This is a genomic window from Azospirillum sp. Sh1, from assembly GCF_008365135.1.
Lineage (GTDB): Bacteria > Pseudomonadota > Alphaproteobacteria > Azospirillales > Azospirillaceae > Azospirillum > Azospirillum oryzae.
This window is the reverse complement of the sequence record NZ_VTTK01000027.1, coordinates 30,079-55,485: the sequence shown is the minus strand read 5'-3', so window position 1 is coordinate 55,485 and position 25,407 is coordinate 30,079. Positions and strand designations below refer to the sequence as shown.

Annotated in this window: 20 protein-coding genes; 13 read left to right on the top strand and 7 right to left on the bottom strand. The window is 67.7% G+C overall.

Annotation, left to right across the window (positions count from 1 at the left end):
• Positions 1-81: 81 nt before the first annotated feature.
• The 4 genes from FZ029_RS23180 to FZ029_RS23165 all read right to left on the bottom strand — a co-directional run bounded on the left by FZ029_RS23180 (position 82) and on the right by FZ029_RS23165 (position 5,424).
• The gene (locus tag FZ029_RS23180) at positions 82-2,814 is read right to left on the bottom strand and encodes a TIGR02302 family protein (RefSeq protein WP_149272117.1); all 2,733 of its coding nucleotides are present in this window, start codon (positions 2,812-2,814) and stop codon (positions 82-84) included.
• A 208-nt stretch (positions 2,815-3,022) separates the two neighbouring features.
• Complete coding sequence (locus FZ029_RS23175) at positions 3,023-3,961, bottom strand: DMT family transporter (RefSeq protein ID WP_247892459.1); 939 nt, start codon at positions 3,959-3,961, stop codon at positions 3,023-3,025.
• A 128-nt stretch (positions 3,962-4,089) separates the two neighbouring features.
• Positions 4,090-4,656: a DUF2934 domain-containing protein gene (locus FZ029_RS23170; protein WP_149272116.1), complete on the bottom strand. Its 567-nt coding sequence runs from the start codon at positions 4,654-4,656 to the stop codon at positions 4,090-4,092.
• A gap of 135 nt (positions 4,657-4,791) precedes the next feature.
• Positions 4,792-5,424, bottom strand: a complete 633-nt coding sequence (locus FZ029_RS23165) for a hypothetical protein (RefSeq protein ID WP_149272115.1) — start codon at positions 5,422-5,424, stop codon at positions 4,792-4,794.
• 178 nt (positions 5,425-5,602) lie between these two features.
• Here FZ029_RS23165 and FZ029_RS23160 point away from each other — a divergent pair, with 178 nt between their 5' ends.
• The 5 genes from FZ029_RS23160 (at position 5,603) to FZ029_RS23140 (ending at position 10,579) form a co-directional block, all read left to right on the top strand.
• Positions 5,603-7,174, top strand: coding sequence for a bifunctional aminoglycoside phosphotransferase/ATP-binding protein (locus tag FZ029_RS23160; RefSeq protein WP_149272114.1), 1,572 nt, complete (start codon positions 5,603-5,605; stop codon positions 7,172-7,174).
• A gap of 176 nt (positions 7,175-7,350) precedes the next feature.
• The gene (locus FZ029_RS23155; RefSeq protein WP_149272113.1) at positions 7,351-8,217 is read left to right on the top strand and encodes a universal stress protein; all 867 of its coding nucleotides are present in this window, start codon (positions 7,351-7,353) and stop codon (positions 8,215-8,217) included.
• Positions 8,218-8,366: 149 nt separating this feature from the next.
• Positions 8,367-8,627 carry a hypothetical protein gene (locus FZ029_RS23150; RefSeq protein ID WP_149201389.1) on the top strand — a complete coding sequence of 87 codons (261 nt, stop codon included), beginning with the start codon at positions 8,367-8,369 and terminating at the stop codon, positions 8,625-8,627.
• Positions 8,628-8,734: 107 nt separating this feature from the next.
• Positions 8,735-9,205, top strand: coding sequence for a hemerythrin domain-containing protein (locus FZ029_RS23145; protein WP_149272112.1), 471 nt, complete (start codon positions 8,735-8,737; stop codon positions 9,203-9,205).
• A 183-nt stretch (positions 9,206-9,388) separates the two neighbouring features.
• Positions 9,389-10,579: a hypothetical protein gene (locus tag FZ029_RS23140; protein ID WP_247892458.1), complete on the top strand. Its 1,191-nt coding sequence runs from the start codon at positions 9,389-9,391 to the stop codon at positions 10,577-10,579.
• 4 nt (positions 10,580-10,583) lie between these two features.
• On the opposite strand, the gene uvrC is transcribed toward FZ029_RS23140, so the two are convergent.
• The 3 genes from uvrC to FZ029_RS23125 all read right to left on the bottom strand — a co-directional run bounded on the left by uvrC (position 10,584) and on the right by FZ029_RS23125 (position 14,598).
• Positions 10,584-12,458, bottom strand: coding sequence for an excinuclease ABC subunit UvrC (gene uvrC, locus FZ029_RS23135; RefSeq protein ID WP_149272111.1), 1,875 nt, complete (start codon positions 12,456-12,458; stop codon positions 10,584-10,586).
• Positions 12,459-12,584: 126 nt separating this feature from the next.
• Positions 12,585-13,640 (bottom strand): GMP reductase, encoded by a 1,056-nt coding sequence (locus tag FZ029_RS23130; RefSeq protein WP_149272110.1) that lies wholly within the window; start codon positions 13,638-13,640, stop codon positions 12,585-12,587.
• 154 nt (positions 13,641-13,794) lie between these two features.
• Positions 13,795-14,598 (bottom strand): DeoR family transcriptional regulator, encoded by an 804-nt coding sequence (locus tag FZ029_RS23125; RefSeq protein ID WP_244560979.1) that lies wholly within the window; start codon positions 14,596-14,598, stop codon positions 13,795-13,797.
• A gap of 371 nt (positions 14,599-14,969) precedes the next feature.
• On the opposite strand from FZ029_RS23125, the gene FZ029_RS23120 reads away from it, so the two are divergent.
• The 8 genes from FZ029_RS23120 to FZ029_RS23085 all read left to right on the top strand — a co-directional run bounded on the left by FZ029_RS23120 (position 14,970) and on the right by FZ029_RS23085 (position 25,283).
• The gene (locus FZ029_RS23120; protein ID WP_149272109.1) at positions 14,970-17,147 is read left to right on the top strand and encodes a HAMP domain-containing methyl-accepting chemotaxis protein; all 2,178 of its coding nucleotides are present in this window, start codon (positions 14,970-14,972) and stop codon (positions 17,145-17,147) included.
• A 152-nt stretch (positions 17,148-17,299) separates the two neighbouring features.
• Positions 17,300-19,051, top strand: coding sequence for a glycosyltransferase family 61 protein (locus FZ029_RS23115; RefSeq protein ID WP_149272108.1), 1,752 nt, complete (start codon positions 17,300-17,302; stop codon positions 19,049-19,051).
• A gap of 367 nt (positions 19,052-19,418) precedes the next feature.
• Positions 19,419-21,041: a glycerol-3-phosphate dehydrogenase gene (glpD, locus tag FZ029_RS23110; protein WP_149272107.1), complete on the top strand. Its 1,623-nt coding sequence runs from the start codon at positions 19,419-19,421 to the stop codon at positions 21,039-21,041.
• The gene (locus FZ029_RS23105; RefSeq protein WP_149272106.1) at positions 21,038-22,141 is read left to right on the top strand and encodes an ABC transporter ATP-binding protein; all 1,104 of its coding nucleotides are present in this window, start codon (positions 21,038-21,040) and stop codon (positions 22,139-22,141) included. The genes glpD and FZ029_RS23105 overlap by 4 nt, the downstream gene beginning before the upstream one ends.
• Before the next feature lie 14 nt (positions 22,142-22,155).
• Positions 22,156-23,232: an ABC transporter ATP-binding protein gene (locus FZ029_RS23100; protein ID WP_149201380.1), complete on the top strand. Its 1,077-nt coding sequence runs from the start codon at positions 22,156-22,158 to the stop codon at positions 23,230-23,232.
• Between the two features lie 15 nt (positions 23,233-23,247).
• Positions 23,248-24,123, top strand: a complete 876-nt coding sequence (locus FZ029_RS23095; protein WP_149201379.1) for a sugar ABC transporter permease — start codon at positions 23,248-23,250, stop codon at positions 24,121-24,123.
• A gap of 113 nt (positions 24,124-24,236) precedes the next feature.
• Positions 24,237-24,989, top strand: coding sequence for a carbohydrate ABC transporter permease (locus tag FZ029_RS23090; protein WP_149201473.1), 753 nt, complete (start codon positions 24,237-24,239; stop codon positions 24,987-24,989).
• A 15-nt stretch (positions 24,990-25,004) separates the two neighbouring features.
• Entirely contained in the window at positions 25,005-25,283 is a 279-nt protein-coding gene (locus FZ029_RS23085; protein ID WP_244592272.1) for a DUF2160 domain-containing protein, read from the top strand.
• Positions 25,284-25,407 lie beyond the last annotated feature (124 nt).

Sequence of the window (25,407 nt, the reverse complement as noted above, 5' to 3'; positions counted from 1 at the left end):
ACGGCGGGAGCGGAGCGTTGCAAGTCGGAGCGGCGGGGAAGGCCGGGAAACCGGCCGGAATTGCCGGAGTTCCCGCCGCCGTCAGAACTGTTTCAACAGCCGGTCGATGTAGTTGCGTTCCTCCTGCGGGCGGCCGTACTGGCCGGACCGGCGGCGGAGTTCGTCCAGGATTTCGCGGGCGCGCTGGAGTTCCGACTGTTCGGGGATCTTCACGTCGTTGGAATCCTGCATGCCGTAGCCCGACGGGCGTCGGCCCAGCGGGTCGCGTCCCCGGCCCTGGCGGGGCATCTGGCCCTGCTGGCCCATCATCGCTTGCCCCTGCTGGCCCATCATCTGCTGGGCCATCTGTTCGGCCATGCCCTGCATGCCCTGCTGCAGCTGTTCCATCGCCTCCGTCTGCGACGGCACCGCGGCGCCGGGGGCGCCCTGCTGCAGCGCCTGGGCGGCGTCGCGCATGGCGCGTTCGGCGCGGCCCAGCGGCTGCGGGATCTCGCCTCCCTGCTGTTCGCCCATGCGGCGCATCAGCTCGCCCAGCTGGCGGCGCAACGCCTCCTGCTGTTCGGCCTGCTTCTGCAGGGTCGGGCTGCCGGGATTTTGTTGCTGGCCGTTCTGGTTGCGGCGCTGGTTTTGCTGGCGGCCGCGGGGCTGTTCGCCCTGCTGCCCCTGCTGCTGATCCATCGACTCCTGCGATTGGCGGAAGCTCTGGTCGAGGAGCTTCTGCTGCTGCTGAGCCAGCTTCTGCAGCTGCTGCATCATCTCCCAGGTCTGGTTCTGCTGCTGGGCCTGCTGCTGGTTCATCTGGGCCATGGCGCCGGAGCGCATGTTCTCCAGCATCTGCTGAAGCTGGGACAGCATCTGACGGGCGGCGTCGCGCGACCCCGTCTGCGCCATCTCGCGCATCTGGTCGAGCATCTGCTGCAGGTCGTTGCGGTCGGTCATGCGGTCGGCCATTTCCGGCGGGACCATCGGGATCTTCTCGCCGCGCTGCAGCGCCTCCATCATCCGCTGTTCCATGGCGTCCATGAACTTGTCGAGCGCCGCCTGCAATTCGTCCATCAGGCGGTTCAACTCCTCGTCGGAGGCGTTCTTGTCCAGCGCCTCGGACAGGCGCTTCTCGGCGTCGCGCAGGTCCTTCTCCGCCAGTGAGAGGCCGCCATCCTCGATGCGCAGCGCGGTTTCCCACAGAAGCTGCTGCAAGGCCGGGACGCTGTCGGCGCTCTGGTCCAGCATCAGCCGGGCCATGGCGGTGCGCAGCGACAGGAAGGCGACGATGTCGTCGCCGTAGGTGCCGGGGCGCGAGGAGATCTCCGCCAGCGCGCGGGCGACCTCGACCCGCGACTCCTGCGGATTGCGGGTCAGGATCTTGCGCTGGTTGATGATGGCGCGGGCGACGGGATGGCTGAAGGTCCGTTCCGGCAGGATGATGGCCGCATCCTCCGACCGGCCGGTCTGGCCGGCACCGTCGGTCGCGGTCAGCCGCACTGTCACCGGCATGCCGGCCCAGGGGTGGGCGGTCAGGTCCTGGAAGGCGGTGGCGTGCGCCTCCTTCGGGCGGACGCCGGGCAGCGACAGCGGGAATTCCAGCACCGGGCCGGCTTCGGTCTTCGGCGCCTCGGTCTTCGCGGTGCCATTCTTCACGGCGCCGGGCGGCGGAACCTCGGGCGCGAGGCGGATTTGCGCCTTCACCTCGGTCAGGCCGTAATCGTCGCGGGCGGCATAGTCCAGCTTCAGCGCCCCGCGCTCGCCGGCGGCCGGCGGATTGGCATGGGCGATGATGGGAGCGCGGTCGGGAACCACCTCGATCGGCCAGGAGCCCAGCGTGCGCCCGCCCTGGGTGACGGCGATGCGGGTGCCGCCGGTCACCGGCTTCTGCACCTGGAAATTGGTCGAATCAACCGCCTCGAACGCGCTGGTCTGGTCGCCGGCCTCCAGGCTGGGGGTGCCGCCGCCGCCGGTGACGCGGGCGAGCACGAGGCTGCCCTGCGGCACCTTCACCGGCTGGTCGGTGGGGTGGTCGCCGGAGTGGTTGGCGGTCGGGGAACCGGCGGTCTGCTGGCTTGCCGGTTTGGCAGTGGACTTGTCGGCGGACTTGGCGGCGGAGCCGGATTTCAGGAAGACCGGCGGCAGGCCGGTGTAGTCGGGCGGGTTGATCCACAGGTCGAGCGTCGCCGCCGCCGTGGCGGTGCCGCCGGCGAAATGGGGGGTCAGCGCGGCGGCGATGCGCGGGCGCCAGTCGCCCCAGGCGGCGGCGCCGGCGACCACCAGCGTCAGGATCACCAGGGCGCGCAGGGCGTAGCGGTCGTGCGACGGCACCTCGGTGCCCGGCCAGGCGACGCGCAGGCCGCGCATGGCGGCGCGCGTGCGTTCCTGGTGCAGGCGCCACAACGCCTGGGCGGTCGGGTCGTTGCCGGCGGGCCGGTCGCGCAGGGTGTGCAGCGGACGGTGGGCGAGGCCGCTGTCCCGCTCCAGACGGCGGCGGGCCTCATCCTCCGCCGGGGTGCGGAAACGCCGGACCCCGATGACGAGCGACAGCAGGAAGGCGGCGGCGAGCACCAGCAGGGCCAGCCCATGCAGCCAGCCCGGCAGCAGGACCAGCAAATTCAACAGCGCCAGCGCCAGGAAGGCGCCCAGCACCGACAGCGGCGCCCACAGCGCCGGCCCCAGCCGTTCCCACAGCAGCGCCGCGCGCGCCTGGGCAAGGCGGAAGCGCGGTTCGGTCACGCCGTCGCCGGCGCCACGATCATCGGCGGCCCGGTTCGGGGCCGCCCGATTCTGGACCGGTCCGGAGTCGCCGCGTCGCTCGTTCTGCTTCATGCCGCCCCCTCCGCGCCGAAATGCAGCCGGTCCGGCGGTTTGCCTGAGCCGCCGACCGGTCATGCTGCGCGAACCAATCATATAGGCGCCGCCTGCGGCTTTTGCCCACCGACTCGTTCACCGGCGCAATGCTACAGCCCATCATTGCGCCATGGCGAAACTATGACGCGTGGCGATCCGCCGAAATTTCGGGGCGTGCGGGGTGCCGTCAGTCGCCCTCGCCGGCCGGCAGCGGCTTGGTCAGGGTCGTGCCGCGCCGGGTCTCGCGGTGCAGGATGTAGAGACCGCTCGCCATCACCACGGCGGCGCCGGCCGCCATGGTCGCGGTCGGCACCTCCCCCCACAGGAGCCAGCCGAAGCCGACCGCCAGCAGCAGCGAGGTGTAGTTCAGCGGCGCCACCAGGGCGGCCGGGGCCAGCGAATAGGCGCGGGTCAGCATCAGCTGGCCGCAGCCGCCGCACAGACCGGTCGCCAGCAGCATCAGCAGGTCCAGCGGGGCCGGCGTGATCCAGGAGAAGGGCAGGGTCAGGCCGAGCAGGACGGTGGTCAGCAGGGTGAAGTAGAAGACGATGGTGTTCGCCAACTCCGTCCGGCTCAGCTGGCGGATGGCGATCATCGCCAGCGCGTTGGTCAGCGCGCCGAACAGCGCGATGAGCGCGCCCAGATTCAACACGTCGCCGCTGGGCCGCACGATGATGAGCACGCCGACGAAACCGACCAGAACCGCGCTCCAGCGGTGGATGCCGACCTTCTCGCTCAACAGCGGCACCGACAGCGCGGTGAGGAACAGCGGGGCGGCGAAGTTCAGCGAGATGGCGTCGCCCAGCGGCAGCAGGTGGAAGGACCAGAACATGGCGGCCATGGAACTCAGCCCGATCAGCGACCGCCCCAGATGGCCCCAGGGATAGCGGGTGCGCAGCGTCGTCACGAAGCCCATGCCGAAATGGATCGCCAGACAGACCGGGATCAGCGCGAACAGGCTGCGGAAGAACATGACCTCGGTCACCGGGAAGCGGTCCATCAGGAGCTTCGCCAGGACGTTCATCAGCGAGAAGAACAGCACGGAAATCAGCATCGAGGCGATGCCGAGCGGGGTGTTGTCGACGCGCTTGTGCGGCTTGGGGATGGTTTGCGGCGGGACTGTCACGGTGCGCCGAGCCTACCAAGCGTTGCCGCCCGCGTCACTGTGTCGCGACGCGGGCGGTCATGTCGGGGCGGTATGGCGGTGTTGCGTAAACCCGCGCGGGCGCTCGGCCTGGAACGTCCGACCGTCGCTCAGACCTTGAACAGGCCGGAGATCTCGGCCTCGGCGCGCAGCCAATGCTCCTGCTCGCGGCCTTCGGGGCAGCCTTCCTCCTGCCAGATCTGATAGGCGCGTTCCTGGATCATGCGGTTGCGCTGGCCGCTGAGCAGGCCCTCGGCGATGTTCATGTTCAGGCGGGCCAGCGAGACCAACTTGCGCGTCTCGATCGCGCCCTGGGTCGCCAGCATGGTGGTGGAGACGACATACTGCGCCAGATTGCGCAGGTTGGCCTTCACCTCCGGCTCGACCGGGCAGTCGTCGTTCAGCAGGACCGTCTTGATGGCGATCCACAGCTTCAGGTTCTGGTCCAGGGCGACCGTGACCTTTTCCGGCACGTCCGATTCCAGCAGGGTGCTGGCCGCCTTCAGCAGGACGATGCTGTCCTGTTCCACCGACGCGAAATTGGTGCGCAGGATGGTGTCGGCCCAGCTTTCCACCGGAGCCTCGAACACCGGCGCGGCGGCGGCAGTCGCGGAAGCAGCGGCGGCGGGAGCGGTTGCGGGAGCGGCGGAGGAGGCGGTCTTGCGCTTGGTGGCCATGGTGGGTTCCCCGGGGAGCGTTCGGTCCGCGTCCACTTGATCCAACCATGTTTAAGATGCGGTTAAGACGCTACCCTTGCGCGCGTTTTCAGGACATGAGACGCCGCGACACGATGTCCTGGCCATCGCGGCCGGTCAGGGGCCGCCGAAAGGCAAGCGGTAGTAAAAGCCGAAGACGTTGTTGGTGCCGGCCGCCGGATCGCCCGCCGCGGCGTCGTTGACGATGCGGCTGTAGCCCAGGCTGAAGCGCGACTTGTTGTCGAACTCGTATCCCAATTCCAGCTGCGAGCGGAACTCGGTGGTGGGGGCGCCCTCGCGCCGGGCGGTGGGCAGGGTGCCGGCGCCGAAACTGGGGGTGAAGACGAAGGAGCCGAGCGGCACGTCGACCAGCACGCCGCCGCTGAGGCCGCCGGTCAGTCCCCCCGTCAGGCCCGCGCCGAGGCCGGTCACGGCGCCGCGCGGGGTCAGGCTGCTGCCGCTGCCCGGCCCGATCCAGGGCTGGATGCTGACATAGGGTTCGACCTGCGGGATCAGCGATGACCCGATCCGCATCTTGCTGTTCAGGATGGTGAGGCTGCTTTCCGCCGGCGGCTGCAGACTGTAGGCGAGGCCGCCCACCGCCCAGTTGCCGAACCGGCCGTCCGCGTCGATGGACTCCGCCCGTGCCGAACCGGCGCCGGCCGCCAGGAAAACGAGGACGACCGCGAGCGACCAGGCGGGCAAGGCGCTTGGCAGGCAATTCCTCTGGCGGCTGAACAGGCGGTTCACGGGCACCCCCTCCCGGTGACGCGTCGGATCGCACCATGCGGTCCGGCCACTATAACGATGGGGCGTGGCGACTGACCCATGGAGTATCGGCACTACCCCTAGGATGTCGTCATCGCCATCCGCGTTTCAACCATGAAAGCATGAGCGGCGCGGGACGATCGTCTGTTACCATATGCTCATGAACGCGCATCCCGCCGAGCCAGCGTCCGGCCCTGGGCCGCAGGAGGAGGTGATCGCCTTTCTCGGCGATCCGCGCACCCATGGCGGGCAGTCGGTGGAGCGGATCGACACCCACGCCGCCCTGGTGTTCCTGGCGGGTGACCGGGCGTTGAAGCTGAAGCGTGCGGTGCGCTATCCCTATCTGGATTATTCGACGGTCGGGAAGCGCCGCGCGGCCTGTCTGGCGGAGCTGGCGATCAACCGTCGCACCGCACCGGCGCTTTATCGGGGCGTTGTAGCAATCCGCCGTGGGGCCGATGGCGGTTTGCGGCTGGACGAAGAGGACGGGGACGCGGCAGGGGATGTGCCAGTGGACGCAATCGACTGGCTGGTATCGATGGCGCGCTTCCCCGACGAGGCGCTGTTCGACCGCATGGCCGAGCGGGACGGCCTGACCCCCGCCCTGATGCGCCGTCTGGCCGAGCGGATCGCCGCCTTCCACCGCGATGCCGCTCCCCGGCCGGATGGCGGCGGGGTGGAGGCGCTGCGCGTGGTGGCGGACGGCAATCTGGAAGACCTGCGCGCCGCGCCGGACCTGTTTCCGGCGGACGCGGTGGCGCGGCTGGCGGAGCGTACGGGACAGGCGCTCGACCGGCTGGCCCCGCTGCTGGAGACGCGGCGGCGGGACGGATTCGTCCGCCATGGCCATGGCGACCTGCATCTGCGCAACATCGTCCTGCTGGACGGCGAGCCGACCCTGTTCGACGCCATCGAGTTCGACGAGGCGCTGGCGGTGGCCGACGTCTTCTATGACCTCGCCTTCCTGCTGATGGATCTGGATCACCGCGGGCTACGGCCGTTGGGCAACGCGGTGCTGAACCGCTATCTGGAGGAGACGGCGGATTACGGCGGGCTGGCGGCGCTGCCGCTGTTCCTGTCGCTGCGCGCGGCGGTGCGGGCCAAGGTGTCGGCCGCGGCGCTGCGGCTTGGCGGAAAGGCGGAGGGGTTGGCCGGGGAGGCGCGGCGCTATCTGGACCAAGCGCTCGCCGCGCTGGAGCCGGCGCCGGCGCGGCTGGTGGCGGTCGGCGGGCTGTCCGGCACCGGCAAGACCAGGCTGGCCACGGGGATCGCGCCCGATCTGGGGTCGTCGCCCGGCGCGGTGGTGCTGCGCAGCGACGTGCTGCGCAAGCGGCTGTGCGGAGTCGCCGACACCGACCGGCTGCCGGCCGACGGCTATGCCGCGGCGGTGACGGAACGGGTCTATGCGGAGTTGTACCGGCGGGCGGCGTCGGTGCTGGGAACGGGCCAAGCCGTGGTGGTCGATGCGGTGAGTGCCCGGCCGGACGAGCGCCGCCGGATCGAAGCGGTCGCGGCGGAGGCCGGGGTGCGGTTCGACGGGATCTGGATGGAGGCGCCGCTGTCGGAGCGGGTGGTGCGTGTGACCAATCGTCGCAACGATGCGTCCGACGCCACCGCCGACGTGGTGGAACGGCAGGAATCCTATGATTTGGGTACAATCGACTGGACGCGCCTGGATTCTGGCAGGGTTGCAGCGGATGTGCTGGACGACGCCCGTGCAAGCTTGGCCTAATTCCAGGAGTGACAACGTCTTATGGACTGCATCTTCAAGGTTTGCGGCCCCTGCCCCGGACCGCGGACCGCAGCGACGATGGGGCGAATGACGGCCCGGTGAGAATCGCCCGCCACACCGGCGGACGGACCGCCGCCGTCCGGGAAGGGCCGCTCGAACCGGTCCGGGAGGAGTCCATGACCTACAAGACCATCCTTGTGCCGCTGTGCGGCAGTGAGAACGATCCGGTGGCCCTCAAGGGCGCGATTTCGGTGGCGCGCGATTTCGACGCCCACCTCGTCGGCCTGTTCGTCAGCCTCGACCCGCGCGATGCCGTTCCGATGCTGGGCGAGGGCATGTCCGGCGCCATGGTGGACGAGATCATGCGCGCGGCGGAGACCGAATCGAACAACCATCGCGCCGTCGCCCGCCGTTCCTTCGACGCCGCCGTCGCCGAGGCCGGTTTCGAGATGCGCGATGTCCCCGGCGGGGTCGAGGCGCCGTCCGCCTCCTGGCGCGAGGTCGTCGGCCGGATCGAGGACGTGGTGCCGGCCGAGGGGCGTCTGGCCGACCTGATCGTCTGCGCCCACACCTCGATCGAGGCGGACACGCAGGGCTACACCACCATGGAAACGGCGCTGCTGGGATCCGCCCGGCCGGTTTTGCTGGTGCCGAAGAATCTGCCGGCGGAGATCGGCCACACCATCGCCGTCGCCTGGAACGGCAAGACGGAAGCCACGCGCGCCGTCGCCGCGGCCCTGCCCTTCCTGCGCAGCGCCGAGCGAGCCCACATTCTGACCGCCGAAACTTCGGTGACGGAAGGCGCGACAGGACGCCGCATTGCCCAATATCTCGCTTGGCAGGGCGTTAACCCTGAGTTAACTATATTGCATCCGGGATCGGAACCCGTTGGGGAGACGGTCACCAAGAAAGCCGTGGAGCTGGGCGCCGACCTGCTGGTTATGGGCGGTTACGGCCACAGCCGGATGCGGGAAATGATCCTGGGCGGTGTCACGCGCTACGTGCTGAACCACGCCGGGCTGCCGGTTCTGATGGCTCACTGATCGTCGCTGGTCTTCGGCCGCGCGGGTTTTCCTGCCGCCTCTTCTGGTGGGGATCCCGTGCGGCTCCGGCATTTGCGGCGGGGCGATCAGCAGGACCGTTTTCGACCCTGCCCAAAGGGCATCCCGGCCGTTCCTGGGAGGAACGCGCCATGTTGACGATCAAGGACTGCATCGCGCTGAGCGATCTCACCGAAGCGGAGATCGACGCGATCGCCGAACACGAACATCTGCCGGAAATGGTTGCGGTGGAGATGGGCCATTGCCTTGCCCACTGCCCCGGCGGACCCGACCGCATCGCCCACATCATCGCCGACGACATCGCGGACGCCTGCGCCCACGGGCATGTCGACCATGCGGTGGAACTGATGCACACCCTGCGGGAATTCGTGGACACCCATCCGCGGGGCTGAGGGTGATAAGGCCGGGAACAGTCCGGCCGCGGCGGGGTTCTACTGGCAAGCTTTTCCGCGATTGCCGTCCGGCAGTCGCCTCTCGCAATTTGCCAAGGACCCCGACGATGGCCAGCAAGACCACCGGCACCCAGGCTGATATCTTCGCCCGCATCAAGACCGATCACGACACCATCCGCAGCCTTCTGGAAAAGACCGAGAAGGCCAACGGCAGCGGCCGCGCCGTGTTCGAGGAGCTGCAGCGCGAGTTGTGGGCCCATTCGAAGGTGGAGGAAGGTGTCTTCTACGCCTCGCTGAAGAAGGCCAAGGAGGCGAAGTCGGAAACCGTCGAGGGGTTGAACGAGCATCACCTCATCAATGGCCTGCTCGACGAGTTGAACGCGATGAAGACCACCGACAGCGGCTGGAAGGAAAAGCTGCAGGTGCTGGGCGAACTCGTCCGCCACCATTTGGACGAAGAGGAAGAGGAACTGTTCGAGGAAGCCAGGGACGTCCTCGACGACGAGCGCGCGGCCGAGTTGGGCGGCGCCTATGACGACCGCAAGAAGCACATCATGGCGGGTCTGGCGCCGCTGTAAGGAGGGCTACGCCATCCCGTTCGGTTGTCGTCGGCCGGCGAAGGGGCCATATCTGGGGCTTTCCGGAACTGGCCGGCGGTGTCGATGTCCAAGCGTGTCAGCGTCAAGCGAATGCTCTCCCGGCGGGGCGTACGGTTCGGCCGTGCCGCGTTGGCGGTGGTCGCACTTGGGGTTTCCGTCCTCATGACCGCCCCCGCATCCGCCGCACCCGCCACTCCGGCGAGGGAGCTGGCACAGAAGACCTGCGGCACGCTCGCGTCGCGGGTCGACGAGGTGTCCGGGCGTGGCCCGCTGTTCCTGCGCAGCTACGACAATTCATACGCGCCCGGCCCAACCTCGGAGCCGGCGCTTTCCAACGCCGCCTTCACCTATGACAACGCGCTGGCCATCATGGCGCTGACCGCCTGCGGCCAGCGCGACAAGGCCTTGCGCATCGGCGAGGCCTTGCTCGACGCCGTGTCGCTCGACCGCGCCGGCTGGAAGGGGCGGCTGCGCAACACCTACCGGGCCGGCGCGCAGAAACAGCGGCCGATCCCGCCGAATGGCTGGTGGGATGCCGTCGGCAACCATTGGGGCGAGGACCCCTATCAGGTCGGCACCGCGACCGGCAACGTCGCCTGGGCCGGGCTGGCCCTGCTGACGCTGGCCGATGCGACCGGCGAGACGCGCTTCCGTGACGGAGCGGTAGAACTGGCCCGCTGGGTGGTCGAGCATACCCGCGATCCGCGCGGCCCCGGCGGCTTCAACGGCGGCTTGCAGGGCTTCGACGACGCACCGCAGCCACTGACCTGGAAATCGACCGAGCACAACACCGATCTGGTTGCGCTGTTCGGCTGGCTTGGCGGCGATTTCGCCGGCTCGGAACGCGAGGCGCGCGATTTTCTCGATAAAATGTGGACGGCGGGCGGCGACCATTTCCCCATCGGCACCGCACCGGACGGGGTGACGGTCAGCACCTCCACATCCGGTCTCGATGCCCAGCTCTGGCCGCTGCTGCTGCCGAAGGCGCCGGAGGCCTGGCGGGCCGCCCTGTCCTATGCGGAGCGCGCCCATGGCGCCGACGGCGGTTTCGACTTCAACGACGACCGCGACGGCATGTGGGTGGAGGGCACGGCACAGGCCGCGCTCGCCTACCGCGCCGTCGGCCGCCGCGGCGATGCCGACCGGCTGTTCGGCGAGCTGCTGAAGGAGATCAGCCCCGGCGGCTATCTCTACGCCACCCGGCCGCAAGTGCTGTCCACCGGGCTTGCCATCGGGCCGGACAGCAAGACCGACGACTTCCTCTATTACCGCCGCCCCCATCTGGGCGCGACCGCCTGGGCGGCGCTGGCGGCGGTCGGCTGGAACCCGTTCACGGGAAAGTCGGTGCCGTAACCGTCTATCCGTGGAAATGCTCGTAGAGCTTTCGCGCGATGGCTTCGCTGATGCCGGGCGCAGCCTCCAGGTCCTTCAGGCCGGCGGCGGCGACGGCCGTGGCGCTGCCGAAATGGTGGAGCAGCGCCTTCTTGCGGGCCGGGCCGATGCCGGGGATGCCGTCGATGCGGGTGTGCGACATCGCCTTCATGCGGCGGGCGCGGTGGCTGTCGATGGCGGTGCGGTGGGCCTCGTCGCGCAGCCTTTGCAGGAAATGCAGCACCGGATCGTTGGGCGCGAGGGACAGCGGCGGCTGGCCGGGGCGGAAGAAGCGCTCGCGCCCGGCGTTGCGGTCGGGACCCTTGGCGATGGCGACCAGAGGGATATCGGTGATCTGCAGCATCGCCAGCTCGTCCTTCACCGCGTTCAGCTGTCCAAGCCCGCCGTCGATCAGGACGAGGTCGGGCCATTGGCCGGAATCGCGGCCGGCCTCGCTGCTGCGGTGGAAGCGGCGGGTGAAGGTCTCGCGCAGCATGGCGTAATCGTCGCCGGCGGCCTCCGGATCGCGGATGTAGAAGCGGCGGTAGGCGTTGCGCTGGAACCCGTCCGGCCCGGCCACCACCATGGCGCCGACCGGGAACGAGCCCTGGATGTGCGAGGTGTCGTAGATCTCGATGCGGCGCGGCGCGGCGGGCAGGCCGAAGACGCGCGCCACCCCCTCCAGCAGGGTCGCCTGGGTGGACCGTTCGGCCAGACGGCGGCCGAGAGCGTCGCGGGCGTTGGTCTGCGCGTGTTCGACCGCGCGGCGCTTCGATCCGCGCTTCGGGCATTCCACGGCGACGCGGTGACCGGCGGACAGGCTCAGCGCTTCCTCCAGCAGGTCCGGTGACTCCACCGGATCGCTCAGCAGCAGCAGGGCCGGCGGCGGGGTGTCGGCATAGAGCTGGGCGGCGAAGGCGGCCAGGATGTCGCCCGGCTCCTCCTCCGCATCGATGCGGGGGAAGAAGGCGCGGGTGCCCTGGTTGCGGCCGCCGCGGAAGAAGAAGGCCTGGACGCAGGCCGCGCCGCCTTCGCGGTGCAGGGCCAGCACGTCGGCATCGCCCAGCGTGTCCTCCAGATTGATGTCCTGTCGGCTCTGCAGGGCTGTCAGGGCGCGGATGCGGTCGCGCCAGCGGGCGGCGTCCTCATATTCCAGCCGGTCGGAGCTGTCGAGCATGTGGCGGGCGAACTCCGCCTGCACCTCGGCGCTGCGGCCGGACAGCACGTCGCGCACGCCCTGGACCTGATCGGCATACTCCTCCTCGCTGACGCGGCCGACGCAGGGGGCGGAGCAGCGCTTGATCTGGTGCTGCAGGCAGGGGCGGGTGCGCGAGGCGAACACGCCGTCGTCGCAACTGCGCAGCAGGAAGGCGCGTTGAAGCGCGGCGATGGTCATGCCGACCAGATGCGGCGAGGCGTAGGGACCGAACAGGTCGGAGTCCCTGCGGTTGCCCTTGCCGGAGGTGCCGCGCCGCTCGGCGCTGCCGCGATGCTGTATCAGGCGGGGGAAGTCGTGACCTTTCCCGATGACGATGTAGGAGAAGGAGCGGTCGTCCTTCACCAGGATGTTGAAGGGCGGCAGCAGGCTGCGGATCAGGTTCGCTTCCAGCAGCAGCGCCTCGGCCTCGGTGTGGGTGGTGACGAACTCCATGGCGCGGGTCAGCGACACCATCCGGCGGGTGCGGTTGGGCAGCCCGTCGGTCCGGGTGTAGCTGGCCACCCGCCGCTTCAGGTTCTTTGCCTTGCCGACATAAAGGACCGACCCGTCGGCCGCCAGCATCCGATAGACGCCGGGCGTGTCCGGCAGGGTCGGCAACTGGGCGCGGATGACGTCCGCTCCGCTGCCGGGCACCCCGTCCATAAGCACTCTCGTTCCCGCAAAGATCCGATTCGCCGCTCACCCAACCAGTAGAACGGAACGGGTCCAAGAGACAAGAATCGGATGCGGGAAAATCGCCGGAGTTCTGGGCGGGGTGCCCGTTCCGGCTTAACCGCCGAACACGGTGTTCAGCTGGGCGCCGACGCGGACGAAGGTGGTGCGCTTCGGCACCTCCTTCAGGCGGGTGGCGCCGATGTAGGTCATCATGCTGCGCACGCCGCCCATGATCTCCTGCATCGTGTTCTCCACCGGGCCGCGATAGGGGACATCCACCGTCTTGCCTTCCGAGGCGCGGTAGGAGGCGACGCCGCCGGAGTATTTGTGCATCGCGGTGTCCGACGACATGCCGTAGAAGGTCATGGCGACGGGCACGCGGTTGCCGTCCCGGTCCTCGTAGCGGATCTCGCCCTCGCACTCGTCATGGCCGGCCAGCATGCCGCCCAGCATGACGAAGTCGGCGCCGGCGCCATAGGCCTTGGAGATGTCGCCCGGCACGGTGCAGCCGCCGTCGCCGCAGACCTGACCCTTCAGCCCGTGGGCTGCGTCGGCGCATTCGATGATGGCCGACAGCTGGGGATAACCGACACCGGTCATCTTGCGGGTGGTGCAGACCGACCCCGGCCCGATGCCGACCTTGACGATGTCGGCGCCGGCCAGCAGCAGGGCCTCCGTCATGTCGCCGGTGACGACGTTGCCGGCCATGATGACGGTCTCCGGGTTCTCCTCGCGCAGGCGCGCGATCACCTCGACGAAGCGCTCGGTATAGCCGTTGGCGACATCGAGACAGATCTTGCCCACCGGAGCCTGGGCCTTCACCGACTGGAACTTGTCATGGTCGGCGTCGGCGATGCCCATCGAATAGAAGACGTTCGACTGAACGGCGGATTCCGCCTCCGCCCGGAAGAAGGCGACCAGCTCGTCCGCCTTGTAATGCTTGTGCAGGGCGGTCATGGCGCCGAAGCGCGACAGCGCGCGGGCCATGCCCATGCTGCCGGTGACGTCCATGTTGGCAGCGATCAGCGGGAAGCCGGTCCAGTCGCGCTGGGTGTGCAGGAAGGTGAAGGTCCGGTTGACGTCCACGTCGTTGCGGCTCTGCAGCGTGCTGCGTTTCGGCCGGATCAGCACATCCTTGAAGTCGAGCTTGAGGTCGCTTTCGATGATCACCGCACACCTGCTGATATCTGTTTGCCGGGCCAACCGCTTTCACAAGGCCCAACATCACAGAGTGGAGGCGATGCCCCGCTTCGGCAAGCGACATCGGGGCCGCGGGTGGAGGTGCCGCGTTTGAAGCAGTTTCGCCGAAACGGAGGGTATCCCCTCAGTCTTCCGCATCCTCGCCGTCGCCGTTCGCCGGCTCGCTGCCGTCGGCGACGTGGACCTGGCAGTCGGCGTTGCCCAGCACCTCCATCAGTTCGGGCGGCGGCAGGCGGTCGGTGAAGAGCGCGTCGAGCACGCTGACGTCGGCCATGCGGATCATGGCGTTGCGGCCGAACTTGGTGTGGTCGGTGACCAGGAAGACCCGGCGCGAGCTTTCGATAATCGCGCGGGCGACGCGGACCTCCTGCTCGTCGTAATCCAGCAGGTCGCCTTCGGCGTCGATGCCGCTGATGCCGATGATGCCGATGTCGACCTTGTAGCGGCGGATGAACTCCACCGTCGCCTCGCCGATGATGCCGCCGTCGCGCTCGCGCACGAGGCCGCCGGCGATGGAGAGCGCGAAGTTGGTGTTCTTGTGGAGGATGGTGGCGACGTTCAGGTTGTTGGTCAGCACCCGCAGCCGCTTGTGGCCGAGCAGCGCCTGGGCCACCGCCTCCGTCGTCGTGCCGATGTTGAGGAACAGCGAGGCGTCCTCCGGCACATGGCGGGCGACCATCTCGGCGATGCGGCGCTTTTCCTCCGCCATCAGGGTCTGGCGGGTGGAATAGGCGATGTTCTCCACGCTGGACGGCACGGTGACGCCGCCGCGGAACCGACGGACGGCGGACTGCCCGGCCAGATGTTCGATGTCGCGGCGGATGGTCTGCGGCGTGACGTCGAAATGCTCGGCCAGCCATTGGATCTGCACCATGCCCTTGGCATGGACCAGGGCCACGATTTCCTGCTGGCGGCGTTCGGCGTCCAGGCGCGCATCCATCGGGGGCTGTCTCCGGTCGGGTGGGGCGTCAGTGAATCAGATGCGCGGAATGGGTCAAAGCGAAAACGGCAACCGGGCGGCGGTTCCGATCCAGGCGGGCCGGGCGATTCCGCCGCGCATTCCGCCGTACCCCGAACCTACGGCCCCGTACGGCAGATATGTACGCCGGATATTGTTCGCAACACAAGCATGTTTCTTTACGAAAATGAACGCGCATGCTAAGAGAGGACGTACGCGGTTCCGATATGTGCCCGACAGGGGTTTGCCGCGACTGACGGCCGTTGGCGCCATCCTTCAAACTTGTCGCGATACCAAACTGTCAAGACTGCTGACAAAAACATTACGTATAGGAGAGGAACATGACGCAACTGACGCCGGGTGGGGAGCGGCGGGGCATTCGGCTCGGCATTCAGGGGCGGCTGTTCCTGGCCTTCGGCGGGGTGGCGATGCTCGCCGCCTTCGCCAGCGTCATGGCCTGGTGGTCGCTGACTGAAACCGGGCGGTCGATGGGCCAGATCGGCCGCAGCAGCGTGCCGGCAATCGTCCGTTCGCTCAATCTGGCGAAGGACAGCACGGCGATCGCCGCCGATGCGCCGGCGGTGGCGGCATCGCGCGACGCGGCCGAACTGACGGAGCGGATGGATGGCCTGACCAGGCGGCTGGAGGCCCTGCGCGACCGCATCGCGGCGATGCGCAGCCAGTCGGGAGCGGGTGCCGGAGGAATGGCGGCGGATGCCGAGGCGGTGGCCGGGCTGGCGGAGCGCATGGGGGCGGCGCTGGACACGCTGGGCAAGCGCACCGCCGAACGGCTGGACCTGGAGGAGAAGCTCAACACGCTGATGGCCGACGCGGTGATGGCGCACGAGGATTTCACCGATCTGGTGGCGCCGCTGCTGGAGGTGTCGACCCTGTCGGTCAACAACGTGGTGGGCGATCTGGCGGCGGCACAGGCGGTCGATACCGCCACGGGCTTGGGCCGCCGGCTGGTGCAGGAGGAACTGCCGGTCATCACCCAACTGATGAACGTGCAGGCCAACGGCAACCTCGCCTTCGGCATGATCGCGGCCGCGTCCAGCGTGCCCTATGGCGCGACGCTGAACAACATCCGGTCGAAGTACAATTGGGCGCTGCTGCGCGTCGACAACGCCATCGAGGCGTTCCCGAAGGACAATCCCGACCGGCCCTCGCTGGTCAAGGCGCGCGACGGGCTGGCCGCCTTCGGCAGCGGCGCCGGCAGCGTCTTCCGCCTGCGCGACGATCAGGCGCGCATCACCGCCGACATCGAAAGCGCGCTGGCCGAGACCGTGCGGCTGACCACCGAACTGAACGGCACCATCGACGCCGTCGTTGCTCACCAGCAGGACCGCACCGACACCGACGTGACGCGGACCGAAAGCGCGATTGCCGGGGCCGTCGCCGTCCAGGGCGGCGCCGCGGCCGTCGTGGTGCTGTCCAGCCTGCTGATCGCCTGGTTCTATGTCCGCAACCGGCTGACCCGCCGGCTGCTGCGTGTGATCGACGCCATGCGGGCGGTCGCGGTCGGTGATCTGACGGCCGACGCCAAGGTCCGTGGACGCGACGAGATCGCGGAAATGGCCGGGATCGTCGGCGTCTTCCGCGACAAGAGCGCGGAGATCGCCCGGCTGCAGCAAGAGCAGGACGCGATGAAGCAGGCCGCCGATGCCGAGCGGTCGCGCACCATCCAGTCGATCACCGCCAGCATCGAGGCCAGCGTGAAGGAGGCCTCGCGCCACATCGCCGCTGCGTCGGCCGACATGCGCGAGGCGTCGGAAGGCATGTCGGCCACCGCCGAGCAGACCTGCCGCCGCATGACCGACGTGCGCTCCGCCGTCGCCGATACTGCGTCGAACGTGCAGACGGTGGCGGCCACCGCCAGCCAGCTCTCCGCCTCCATCGGCGAGATCACGCGGCGGGTCGGCGATTCCAGCCAGATCGCCCGCAGCGCGGTGGAGGAGGCGCGCAGCACCAACGAACTGATGGGGGCGCTGGCCACCGCCGCGCAGAAGATCGGCGACGTGGTCGGCATGATCAACGCCATCGCCGGCCAGACCAACTTGCTGGCGCTGAACGCCACCATCGAGGCGGCGCGGGCGGGGGAGGCGGGCCGCGGCTTCGCCGTGGTGGCGGAGGAGGTGCGCAGCCTCGCCGGCCAGACCGCCAAGGCGACGGAGGAGATCGCCCAGCAGGTCCAGGCGGTGAGGACCACGGCGCAGGGGGCTGTGTCGGCCATCGACGACATCGGCCGTACGATCAGCCGCATCGACGAGATCACCGCCATGGTCGCCGCCGCGGTGGAGGAGCAGTCCGCCGCCACCGACGAGATCGCGCGCAGCATCAACCATGCCTCCGATGCGGTGCAGAGCATCGCCGATACGGTGGTTTCGGTGGACGACGCGGTGAACCGCACCGGCAGCGCCGCCGCCCAGGTGGTGGACGCCACCCGCGCGCTTTCGCAACGCTCCGAAAGCCTGAGCGAGGATATCGACCGACTGCTGGGCGGCATCCGCGCGGCGTGAACCTGGGGTGCGACCTTGTCGATCGATGTCCGGGCGATGCCCTGGGTGAATGACCCGGTTCGATAACCCGGACATCGATCGAGCCAGTATTCCATACAGCCCGACAATCGGGGTAAGGTGCGGGGCAGAAACAAACTTTTATATTATCGGAAATGAACTCGAACCCGACCGATCTCCTGACCAGCGCCCTTGCACATCATCAAGCCGGGCGATTGGGCGAGGCCGAGCAGCTCTACAAAATCGCATTGTGCCATTCGCCTTTTGATTTCAATGCTCTGCATTGCCTGGGGCTGGTGCGCTGGCGGTCCGGAGATCCGCAGGCGGGGGCTGCGCTGATGCAGCGGGCGATTGCCGTCAACCCATGGTTCGACGCGCCTTTCATCAATCTGGGCAATCTGTACCGCAGCCTGAACCAGCCGGAAACCGCCGCCCGGTGGTATGAGCGCGGCGTTGCCGCCAGTCCCGGCTCCGTGCCCCTGCGCGAGCTGTATTGCGCCCAAGCGCTCGATATGGCTCTTGCAGCTCACATGCGGAACGACATGGACGCTGCCGGGCCCTGGCTTCGCAGCGCACTTCTCGGGCTGGCCAACGCCCCGACCATGAACCAGTATCTCTACGACCTGTTCGAGCGGCACATCCGGATCGCCTTGCTCGCGGGTTGGCGCGACTTGGCCGAAGACTGCGTCCGTGTGAAGAACCGCTATGATTTTCGCACCGTGGCGGAAAGCGACATCGACATTTTCACGGTCGATATCCACGAGTTTCCGGATTGGTGCGCCGCCGCCGGACTGTCCGCCCACATCTGGCAGCCCGAGGCCCAACCGGTGCCGCAGGCGGCATACGAGGATTATCCCGCTTACCTGCACCGTTATCTCGACGACCTGCCGGCTCTCGGCGCGGCGCCGGTCGGGGTGGCGTTCGACGCCAGAATCGAAGTGATCCAGGGCTTTTACGTCAAGGACAACTTCGAAAGCTTCATCCTTGCCGATCGCCGGCACATGCTTCGCGAAAGCAAGGACAGTGTGGTGAACGGCGCCCATGTGCCGCTGGTCGGGGTGACGCCCGAACTGCTGAGTGGAGCGATCCGCCTGCCGCGTCCGCTCTACCGGGCGGTCGATATTCCGGAACGCGCGATCTTCGTGCGTTCGACCCCCAATTACTGGCACTTCATGGTTGATGTGCTGCCGATGCTGATCGCCTGCACCCGGGTTCCGGAAGCGGAGGAACTGCCGGTCATTCTGTTCGACGTGCGCGAGTATCAGTACGAGATGCTCGAACTGATCGGCATCCGGCGTGAACGCATCGTCGACATGCGCCGCACCCTTGGCCATGAAGGCACGTTCTCGCTCTACCGCTTCGACCGGGCCGTGGTGCCGTCGCCGGTCTCATATCCCGTCGCGTATCGCTGGCTGCGCGAGGCGATGCTGCCACGGACCCGGCCCGACCGCGGCCCCTTGCCCCGGCGCGTCTTCCTGTCCCGCCGGAACTCGTATCCGAAACATCGCATCGCCAACGACGCCGCAGTGGGCGACCTGCTGGCCGGCTACGGTTTCGAGGTGGTTCCGCCGGAGTCGCTGAACGTCCTGGAAACGATCGAGCTTGTCGCGCAGGCCGAGATCGTGGTCGCACCGATCGGCGCCGGCACCTCCAATCATGTCTACCTGTCGCCCAACGCCACTTGGATTCACCTGAACAACCCGGACTTCTTCCATCCGGACTCTTCCTGGAACATCCAGATGGGGACGCAGGCCACGCTGATCGGGCATTTCAGCCAGTTGACCGGGAGCTTCGCCGGCGATCCGGTCGAATATTCGGAGCGTCTGGTCGACAGGCTGGATGTTCCCGTCGACATCGACCTCGCCGCCCTGGCCCGCCTTGTCGAGGAAGCGATTACCCGCCTGTAACGGATCGCCTGTAAAGGATCGAAGGTCGTCTGTTCGCTAGACAACGTCCGGAAGCCGCCGCCGGAGCGACGTTGCGGCTGACGGGAAAGCTCCAGCCCGGGCGTCGGCAAGCCTGACGCTTTGTGGGCACGGACCGTTCCGCAGCTTGGACGTGGTAACCCGATCGCACCGGAAACGCAGTTGGAATCCGTGCCATAGCTGGCTTCGCGCCCGATTTCCGATAGGAAAACGGCAGGAACCGGCGTAGCCTCAAGAACATGGTCCGTTGAACAAACATTTTCCTTTTCAAACGCGAACGAACATTCTATGTTCCGAAACGAAAGCGGCCGGGTTCGCAAGGAACCGGCGCGGTACGGAGAGGAACCCAATGGCAAACGCGAGCCCTGCAGGAACGGACGGCCGGCTCGGTGCAGGCGGACCCGGTACTGCCGGTTCCGTGGTGGCTGACCTTCTGATCGTCGGCGGCGGCGTGAACGGTGCGGGCATCGCCCGCGATGCGGTCGGGCGCGGGATGTCGGTGGTGCTGTGCGAACAGGGCGACCTTGCGGGCGCCACCTCGTCGGCCAGCACCAAGCTGATCCACGGCGGCCTGCGCTATCTCGAATATTACGAATTCCGTCTGGTGCGCGAAGCTCTGCAGGAGCGCGAGGTTCTGTTGCGCGCCGCTCCGCACATCATCTGGCCGCTGCGTTTCGTTCTGCCCCATGACAGCAGCATGCGGCCGGCCTGGATGGTGCGCATCGGCCTGTTCCTTTACGATCATCTGGGAAAGCGCAAGCTTCTGCCGGGGTCGCACGGCGTCGACCTGACCAGCGCGCCGGCGGGAAAGCCGCTGTCGGGCGGTTTCACCAAGGCGTTCGAATATTCGGACTGCTGGGTGGAGGACAGCCGGCTGGTCGTGCTGAACGCGATGGATGCGAAGGCGCGTGGGGCGGAAATCCTGACCCGCACCCGCTGCGAGAAGGCCGAGCGGCGCGACGGGCTGTGGGAAGCGACGCTGGTCGACGTGACCACGGGCGCCACCCGCACCGTCCGCGCCCGCGCCCTGGTCAATGCCGCCGGTCCCTGGGTGCGCGAGATGATCGCCAAGCGCACCGGCGTCACCGTCGACAAGTCGGTGCGTCTGGTCAAGGGCAGCCACATCGTCGTGCGCAAGATGTTCGAAGGCGAACACGCCTACATCTTCCAGAACGATGACCGCCGCATCGTCTTCGCCATCCCCTACGAGCGCGATTTCACCCTGATCGGCACCACCGACCTCGATTATTCGGGCGATCCCGGCGCGGTGGCGATCAGCGGGGACGAAATCGCCTACATGTGCCGGGCGGTGTCGCGCTACTTCGCCAAGCCGGTGAGCGAGAGCGATGTGGTGTGGACCTACAGCGGCGTCCGGCCGCTGTTCGACGACGCCAGCGGCAACGCCTCGGCCGTCACCCGCGACTATGTGCTGGAGATGGACGAGCCGGCCGGTCAGGCGCCGATGCTGTCGATCTTCGGTGGCAAGATCACCACCTTCCGCCGGCTGGCGGAGGAGGCGACGGAGAAGCTGGGCCGGGCGCTCGGCAAGGACGGCGCCACCTGGACCGCGAATGTGCCGCTTCCCGGCGGCGACATCGCCGACGCCGACTTCGCCGGCTTCCTGGCCGGTCTGAAGCGGCGCCGGCCCTGGCTGCCCGATGCGCTGGCCCTGCGGCTGGCGCGAGCCTACGGCACGCGGGTGGAGCGGCTGTTGGGCGACGCCAAGGGGCTGGACGATCTGGGCATCGATTTCGGGGGCGGCGTCTTTGAAGCCGAACTCGACTATGCCGCGCGGGAGGAGTTCGCCATGACCGGCGACGACTTCCTGTGGCGGCGCTCCAAACTTGGGCTGCACCTGGACGCTGCGATCCGGGACGCCATCGGCGGCTGGTTCGACCGGCGCCGCGAAGCTACGGCCAACAGGGACACGGGCGAAAACCCCGGCCTGCGGTCGATGGGAGGAATGCGGTGACACTCACACTGGAAGGCGTGGCCAAGCGCGTCGGCGCCGAGCAGCATCTCCACCCCCTGTCGCTGGAGCTGCAAGCCGGCAGCTTCAACGTCCTGCTGGGGCGGACGCTGGCCGGCAAGACGACGCTGATGCGGCTGATGGCCGGGCTGGACAAGCCGGCCGCCGGGCGCGTGCTGGAAAACGGCAAGGACGTCACCGGCACGTCGGTGCGCCATCGCGATGTGGCGATGGTCTATCAGCAGTTCATCAACTACCCGGCGATGACGGTCTACGAGAACATCGCCTCGCCACTGCGCCGCCAGGGCAAGGACAAGGCGGAGATCGACGCCAAGGTGCGGCGCACCGCGGCCATGCTGCGGATCGAACCCTATCTGGAGCGCCTGCCGGCCGAACTGTCGGGCGGACAGCAGCAGCGCTGCGCCATCGCCCGCGCCCTGGTGAAGGGCGCCGGCCTGCTGCTGCTCGACGAGCCGCTGGTCAACCTGGACTACAAGCTGCGCGAGGAACTGCGCGCCGAACTGCGCGACATCTTCGCGGATGGCAAGACCACGGTGGTCTACGCCACCACCGAACCGCAGGAGGCGCTGATCCTCGGCGGCAACGTCACGGTGCTGCATGAGGGGCGGATGCTGCAGACCGGGGCGACAGGCGAGGTGTTCCACACGCCGGCCTCGCTGGAATGCGCGCAGGTGTTCAGCGACCCGCCGATGAACGTGGTGGACGCGATCCTGACCAACGACCGTGTCGCCCTGTCCGACGGCACCAGCCTGCCGCTGTCGGCCCATGACCGCAACCTGCCGGCCGGCCCCTGCAAGGTCGGCATCCGTGCCAACCACCTGACGGTGCTGCGGCGGAGCGAGCGGCTGGTCCCGATCAAGGGCCGGGTCGCCCTGTCGGAGATCAGCGGGTCGGAGACCTTCGTCCATCTGCGCCACGGCGACACCACGCTGGTCGCGCGGGAAGAGGGGGTGCACAGCCATCCCATCGGCAGCGACATCCAGGTCTATGCCGATCCCGACCGCATCTTCGTCTTCTCCACCGCCGGGCAGCTGGTGGCGGCACCCAACTGGCGGCGCGGCGCGCTGCGCAACATCGCTTAAGGGGGGCGGGAGCGATGGCGACCATCCAATTCGACAATCTCGGCCACTCCTATCACCCGCACCCCAGCAAGCCGGAGGATTACGCGCTCCGCCGCCTGTCGCAGGAGTGGGAGGACGGCAAGGCCTATGCGCTGCTGGGGCCGTCGGGCTGCGGCAAGTCCACGCTGCTGAACATCATCTCCGGCCTGCTGGTGCCCAGTGAGGGACGGGTGCTGTTCGACGGGCTGGACGTCACCCGTTGCACCCCGGAAGAGCGCAACATCGCCCAGGTGTTCCAGTTCCCGGTCATCTACGACACCATGACGGTGTACGAGAACCTCGCCTTCCCGCTGCGCAACCGCAAGGTTCCGGCCGCGGATGTCGACCGCCGCGTGCGGCAGGTGGCGGAGGCGCTGGACCTGACCGACGATCTGAAGAAGCGCGCCCAGCGGCTGACGCCGGACGCCAAGCAGAAGATCTCGATGGGCCGGGGCCTCGTGCGCTCCGACGTGGCGGCCATCCTGTTCGACGAGCCGCTGACCGTCATCGACCCGCACACCAAGTGGATCCTGCGCCGCAAGCTGCGCCAGATCCATGAGGAATACCGCCTGACCATGATCTACGTGACCCACGACCAGGTGGAGGCGCTGACCTTCGCCGACAAGGTCGCGGTGATGTACGAGGGCGCCATGGTCCAGCTCGGCACCCCGCAGGAGCTGTTCGAGAACCCGGAGCACACCTTCGTCGGCTATTTCATCGGCAGCCCCGGCATCAACCTGATGCCCTGCACGCTGGGCAACGACCATGCGCTGGTCGACGGCATCGCCATCCCGCTGCCCGACCGCGCCGTACCTGCGGTGGGGGGCAAGTTCGAGCTGGGCATCCGGCCGGAATTCCTGGAGCTGACCCGCAGCGGCAGCGCAGGCGCCATCCCGGTGCAGGTCACCGGCGTCGACGACCTCGGTACCTCCAAGCTGGCGACGGTGCGGCTGGGCAACCATACGCTGAAGGCGCGGCTGAGCGAGGATCAGGAAATCCCGGCGCTGGACGCCGCCATCCGTTTCCCCAACCGGTGGACCAAGCTCTACCGCGACAGCCATCTGGTCGGCTGAAAGGAGCCATGAGCCATGGATAAGGTCCAGGACAACCGGGCTTGGTTCCTGATCATCCCGGTCTTTCTGATCGTCGCCTTCAGCGCGGTGATCCCGCTGATGACGGTGGTCAATTATTCGGTGCAGGAGATCTTCGGCCCCGGCCAGACCTTCTTCGTCGGCACCGAATGGTTCGAGGCGGTGCTGAAGGACGACCGGTTGCACGACGCGCTGGTCCGTCAGATCATCTATTCGCTGGCGGTGCTGCTGATCGAGATCCCCTTGGGCATCCTGATCGCGCTCGGCATGCCCGGCGGTCGCAGCGCTAAGACGTCGCTGACGCTGGTGCTGCTGGCCCTGCCGCTGCTGATCCCGTTCAACGTGGTCGGCACCATCTGGCAGATCTTCGGCCGCGGTGACATCGGTCTGCTGGGCGCCACCTTCCGCGCCCTCGGCATCGACTACAACTACACCAACAACTCGGCCCATGCCTGGATCACCGTGCTGGTGATGGATGTCTGGCACTGGACCAGCCTTGTGGCCCTGCTGTGCTACGCCGGCCTGCAGTCGATCCCGCCGGCCTTCTATCAGGCGGCCAAGATCGACGGCGCGTCGAAATGGGCGGTGTTCCGTTACATCCAGCTGCCGAAGATGCGCGGCGTCCTGATCATCGCGGTCCTGCTGCGCTTCATGGACAGCTTCATGATCTACACCGAGCCGTTCGTGCTGACCGGCGGCGGTCCCGGCAACTCCACCACCTTCCTCAGCCAGTATCTGACGCAGATGGCGGTGGGGCAGTTCGACATCGGCAAGGCGGCGGCCTTCTCCATCGTCTACTTCCTGATCGTGCTGCTGTTCAGCTTCATCTTCTACACCATCATCACCCGCACCGGCGAGGGAGAGAAGAAATGAGCAAGGCTGCGGTTCTCGCTCCCGGTGCGCTGGCGGCACCGGCCAACATCCGCCGCTCCTCGGCGCGGGTTTCGAACAGGACGATCGTTCTGGTCTGCTACATCATCTTCCTCATGCTGCCCATCTACTGGATGGTCAACATGTCCTTCAAGACGAACGAGGAGATCCTGTCGGGCCTGACGCTGTATCCGCACAACCCGACGCTGCGCAATTACGCCGTCATCTTCACCGATCCCAGCTGGTACAGCGGCTACATCAACTCGATCTATTATGTGACGCTGAACACCATCATCTCGCTGACGGTGGCGCTGCCCGCGGCCTACGCCTTCTCGCGCTACCGCTTCATCGGCGACAAGCACGTCTTCTTCTGGCTGCTGACCAACAAGATGGCGCCGCCGGCCGTGTTCCTGCTGCCCTTCTTCCAGCTGTACCAGACGGTCGGGCTGTTCGACACGCACATCGCGGTGGCGCTGGCCCACTGCCTGTTCAACGTGCCGCTGGCGGTCTGGATCCTGGAGGGCTTCATGTCCGGCGTGCCGCGCGAGATCGACGAGATGGCCTACATCGACGGCTACAGCTTCCCGCGCTTCTTCGGCACGGTGTTCCTGCCGATGATCCGGGCCGGCGTCGGCGTCACCGCCTTCTTCTGCTTCATGTTCAGCTGGGTCGAGCTGCTGCTGGCCCGCACGCTGACCTCGGTCGATGCCAAGCCGATCGCCGCGACCATGACCCGCACCGTCAGCGCGTCGGGCATGGACTGGGGCCTGCTGGCCGCCGCCGGCGTGCTGACCATCCTGCCGGGCGCGCTGGTGATCTGGTTCGTCCGCAACTACATCGCCAAGGGCTTTGCCCTGGGCCGCGTCTAAGGGAGGGCTCGCGTCATGGATATGGACTGGATGGCGTGGACCACGCCGACCGCGATCTTCTTCCTCTGCATCGCCCTGATGCTGGCCGGCATGACGGTTTGGGAGGTGGTGTCGCCGACGGTGGAGGCCAAGGGCTTCCTGCCGATGCGCACCACCCGCGGCGACCGCCTGTTCATCGGCCTGCTCGGCAGCGCCTTCATCCATCTGGGTTGGCTCGCCGCGACCGACGCGTCGCTGTGGGGTGCCTCCGCGGTCGCGCTGGTCTGGATCGCGCTGGTGATCCGCTTCGGCTGAGGGGAAACCAGAGTTTTCAAGGGTTCCGTCACCGTTGCCGAGGCGGCGGATGACGAAGTGAGCGGCTGTTCCGCCGGTAAGAGCAATACGAAACGTCAACCCGACACCAAGTCGATCAAGTGGG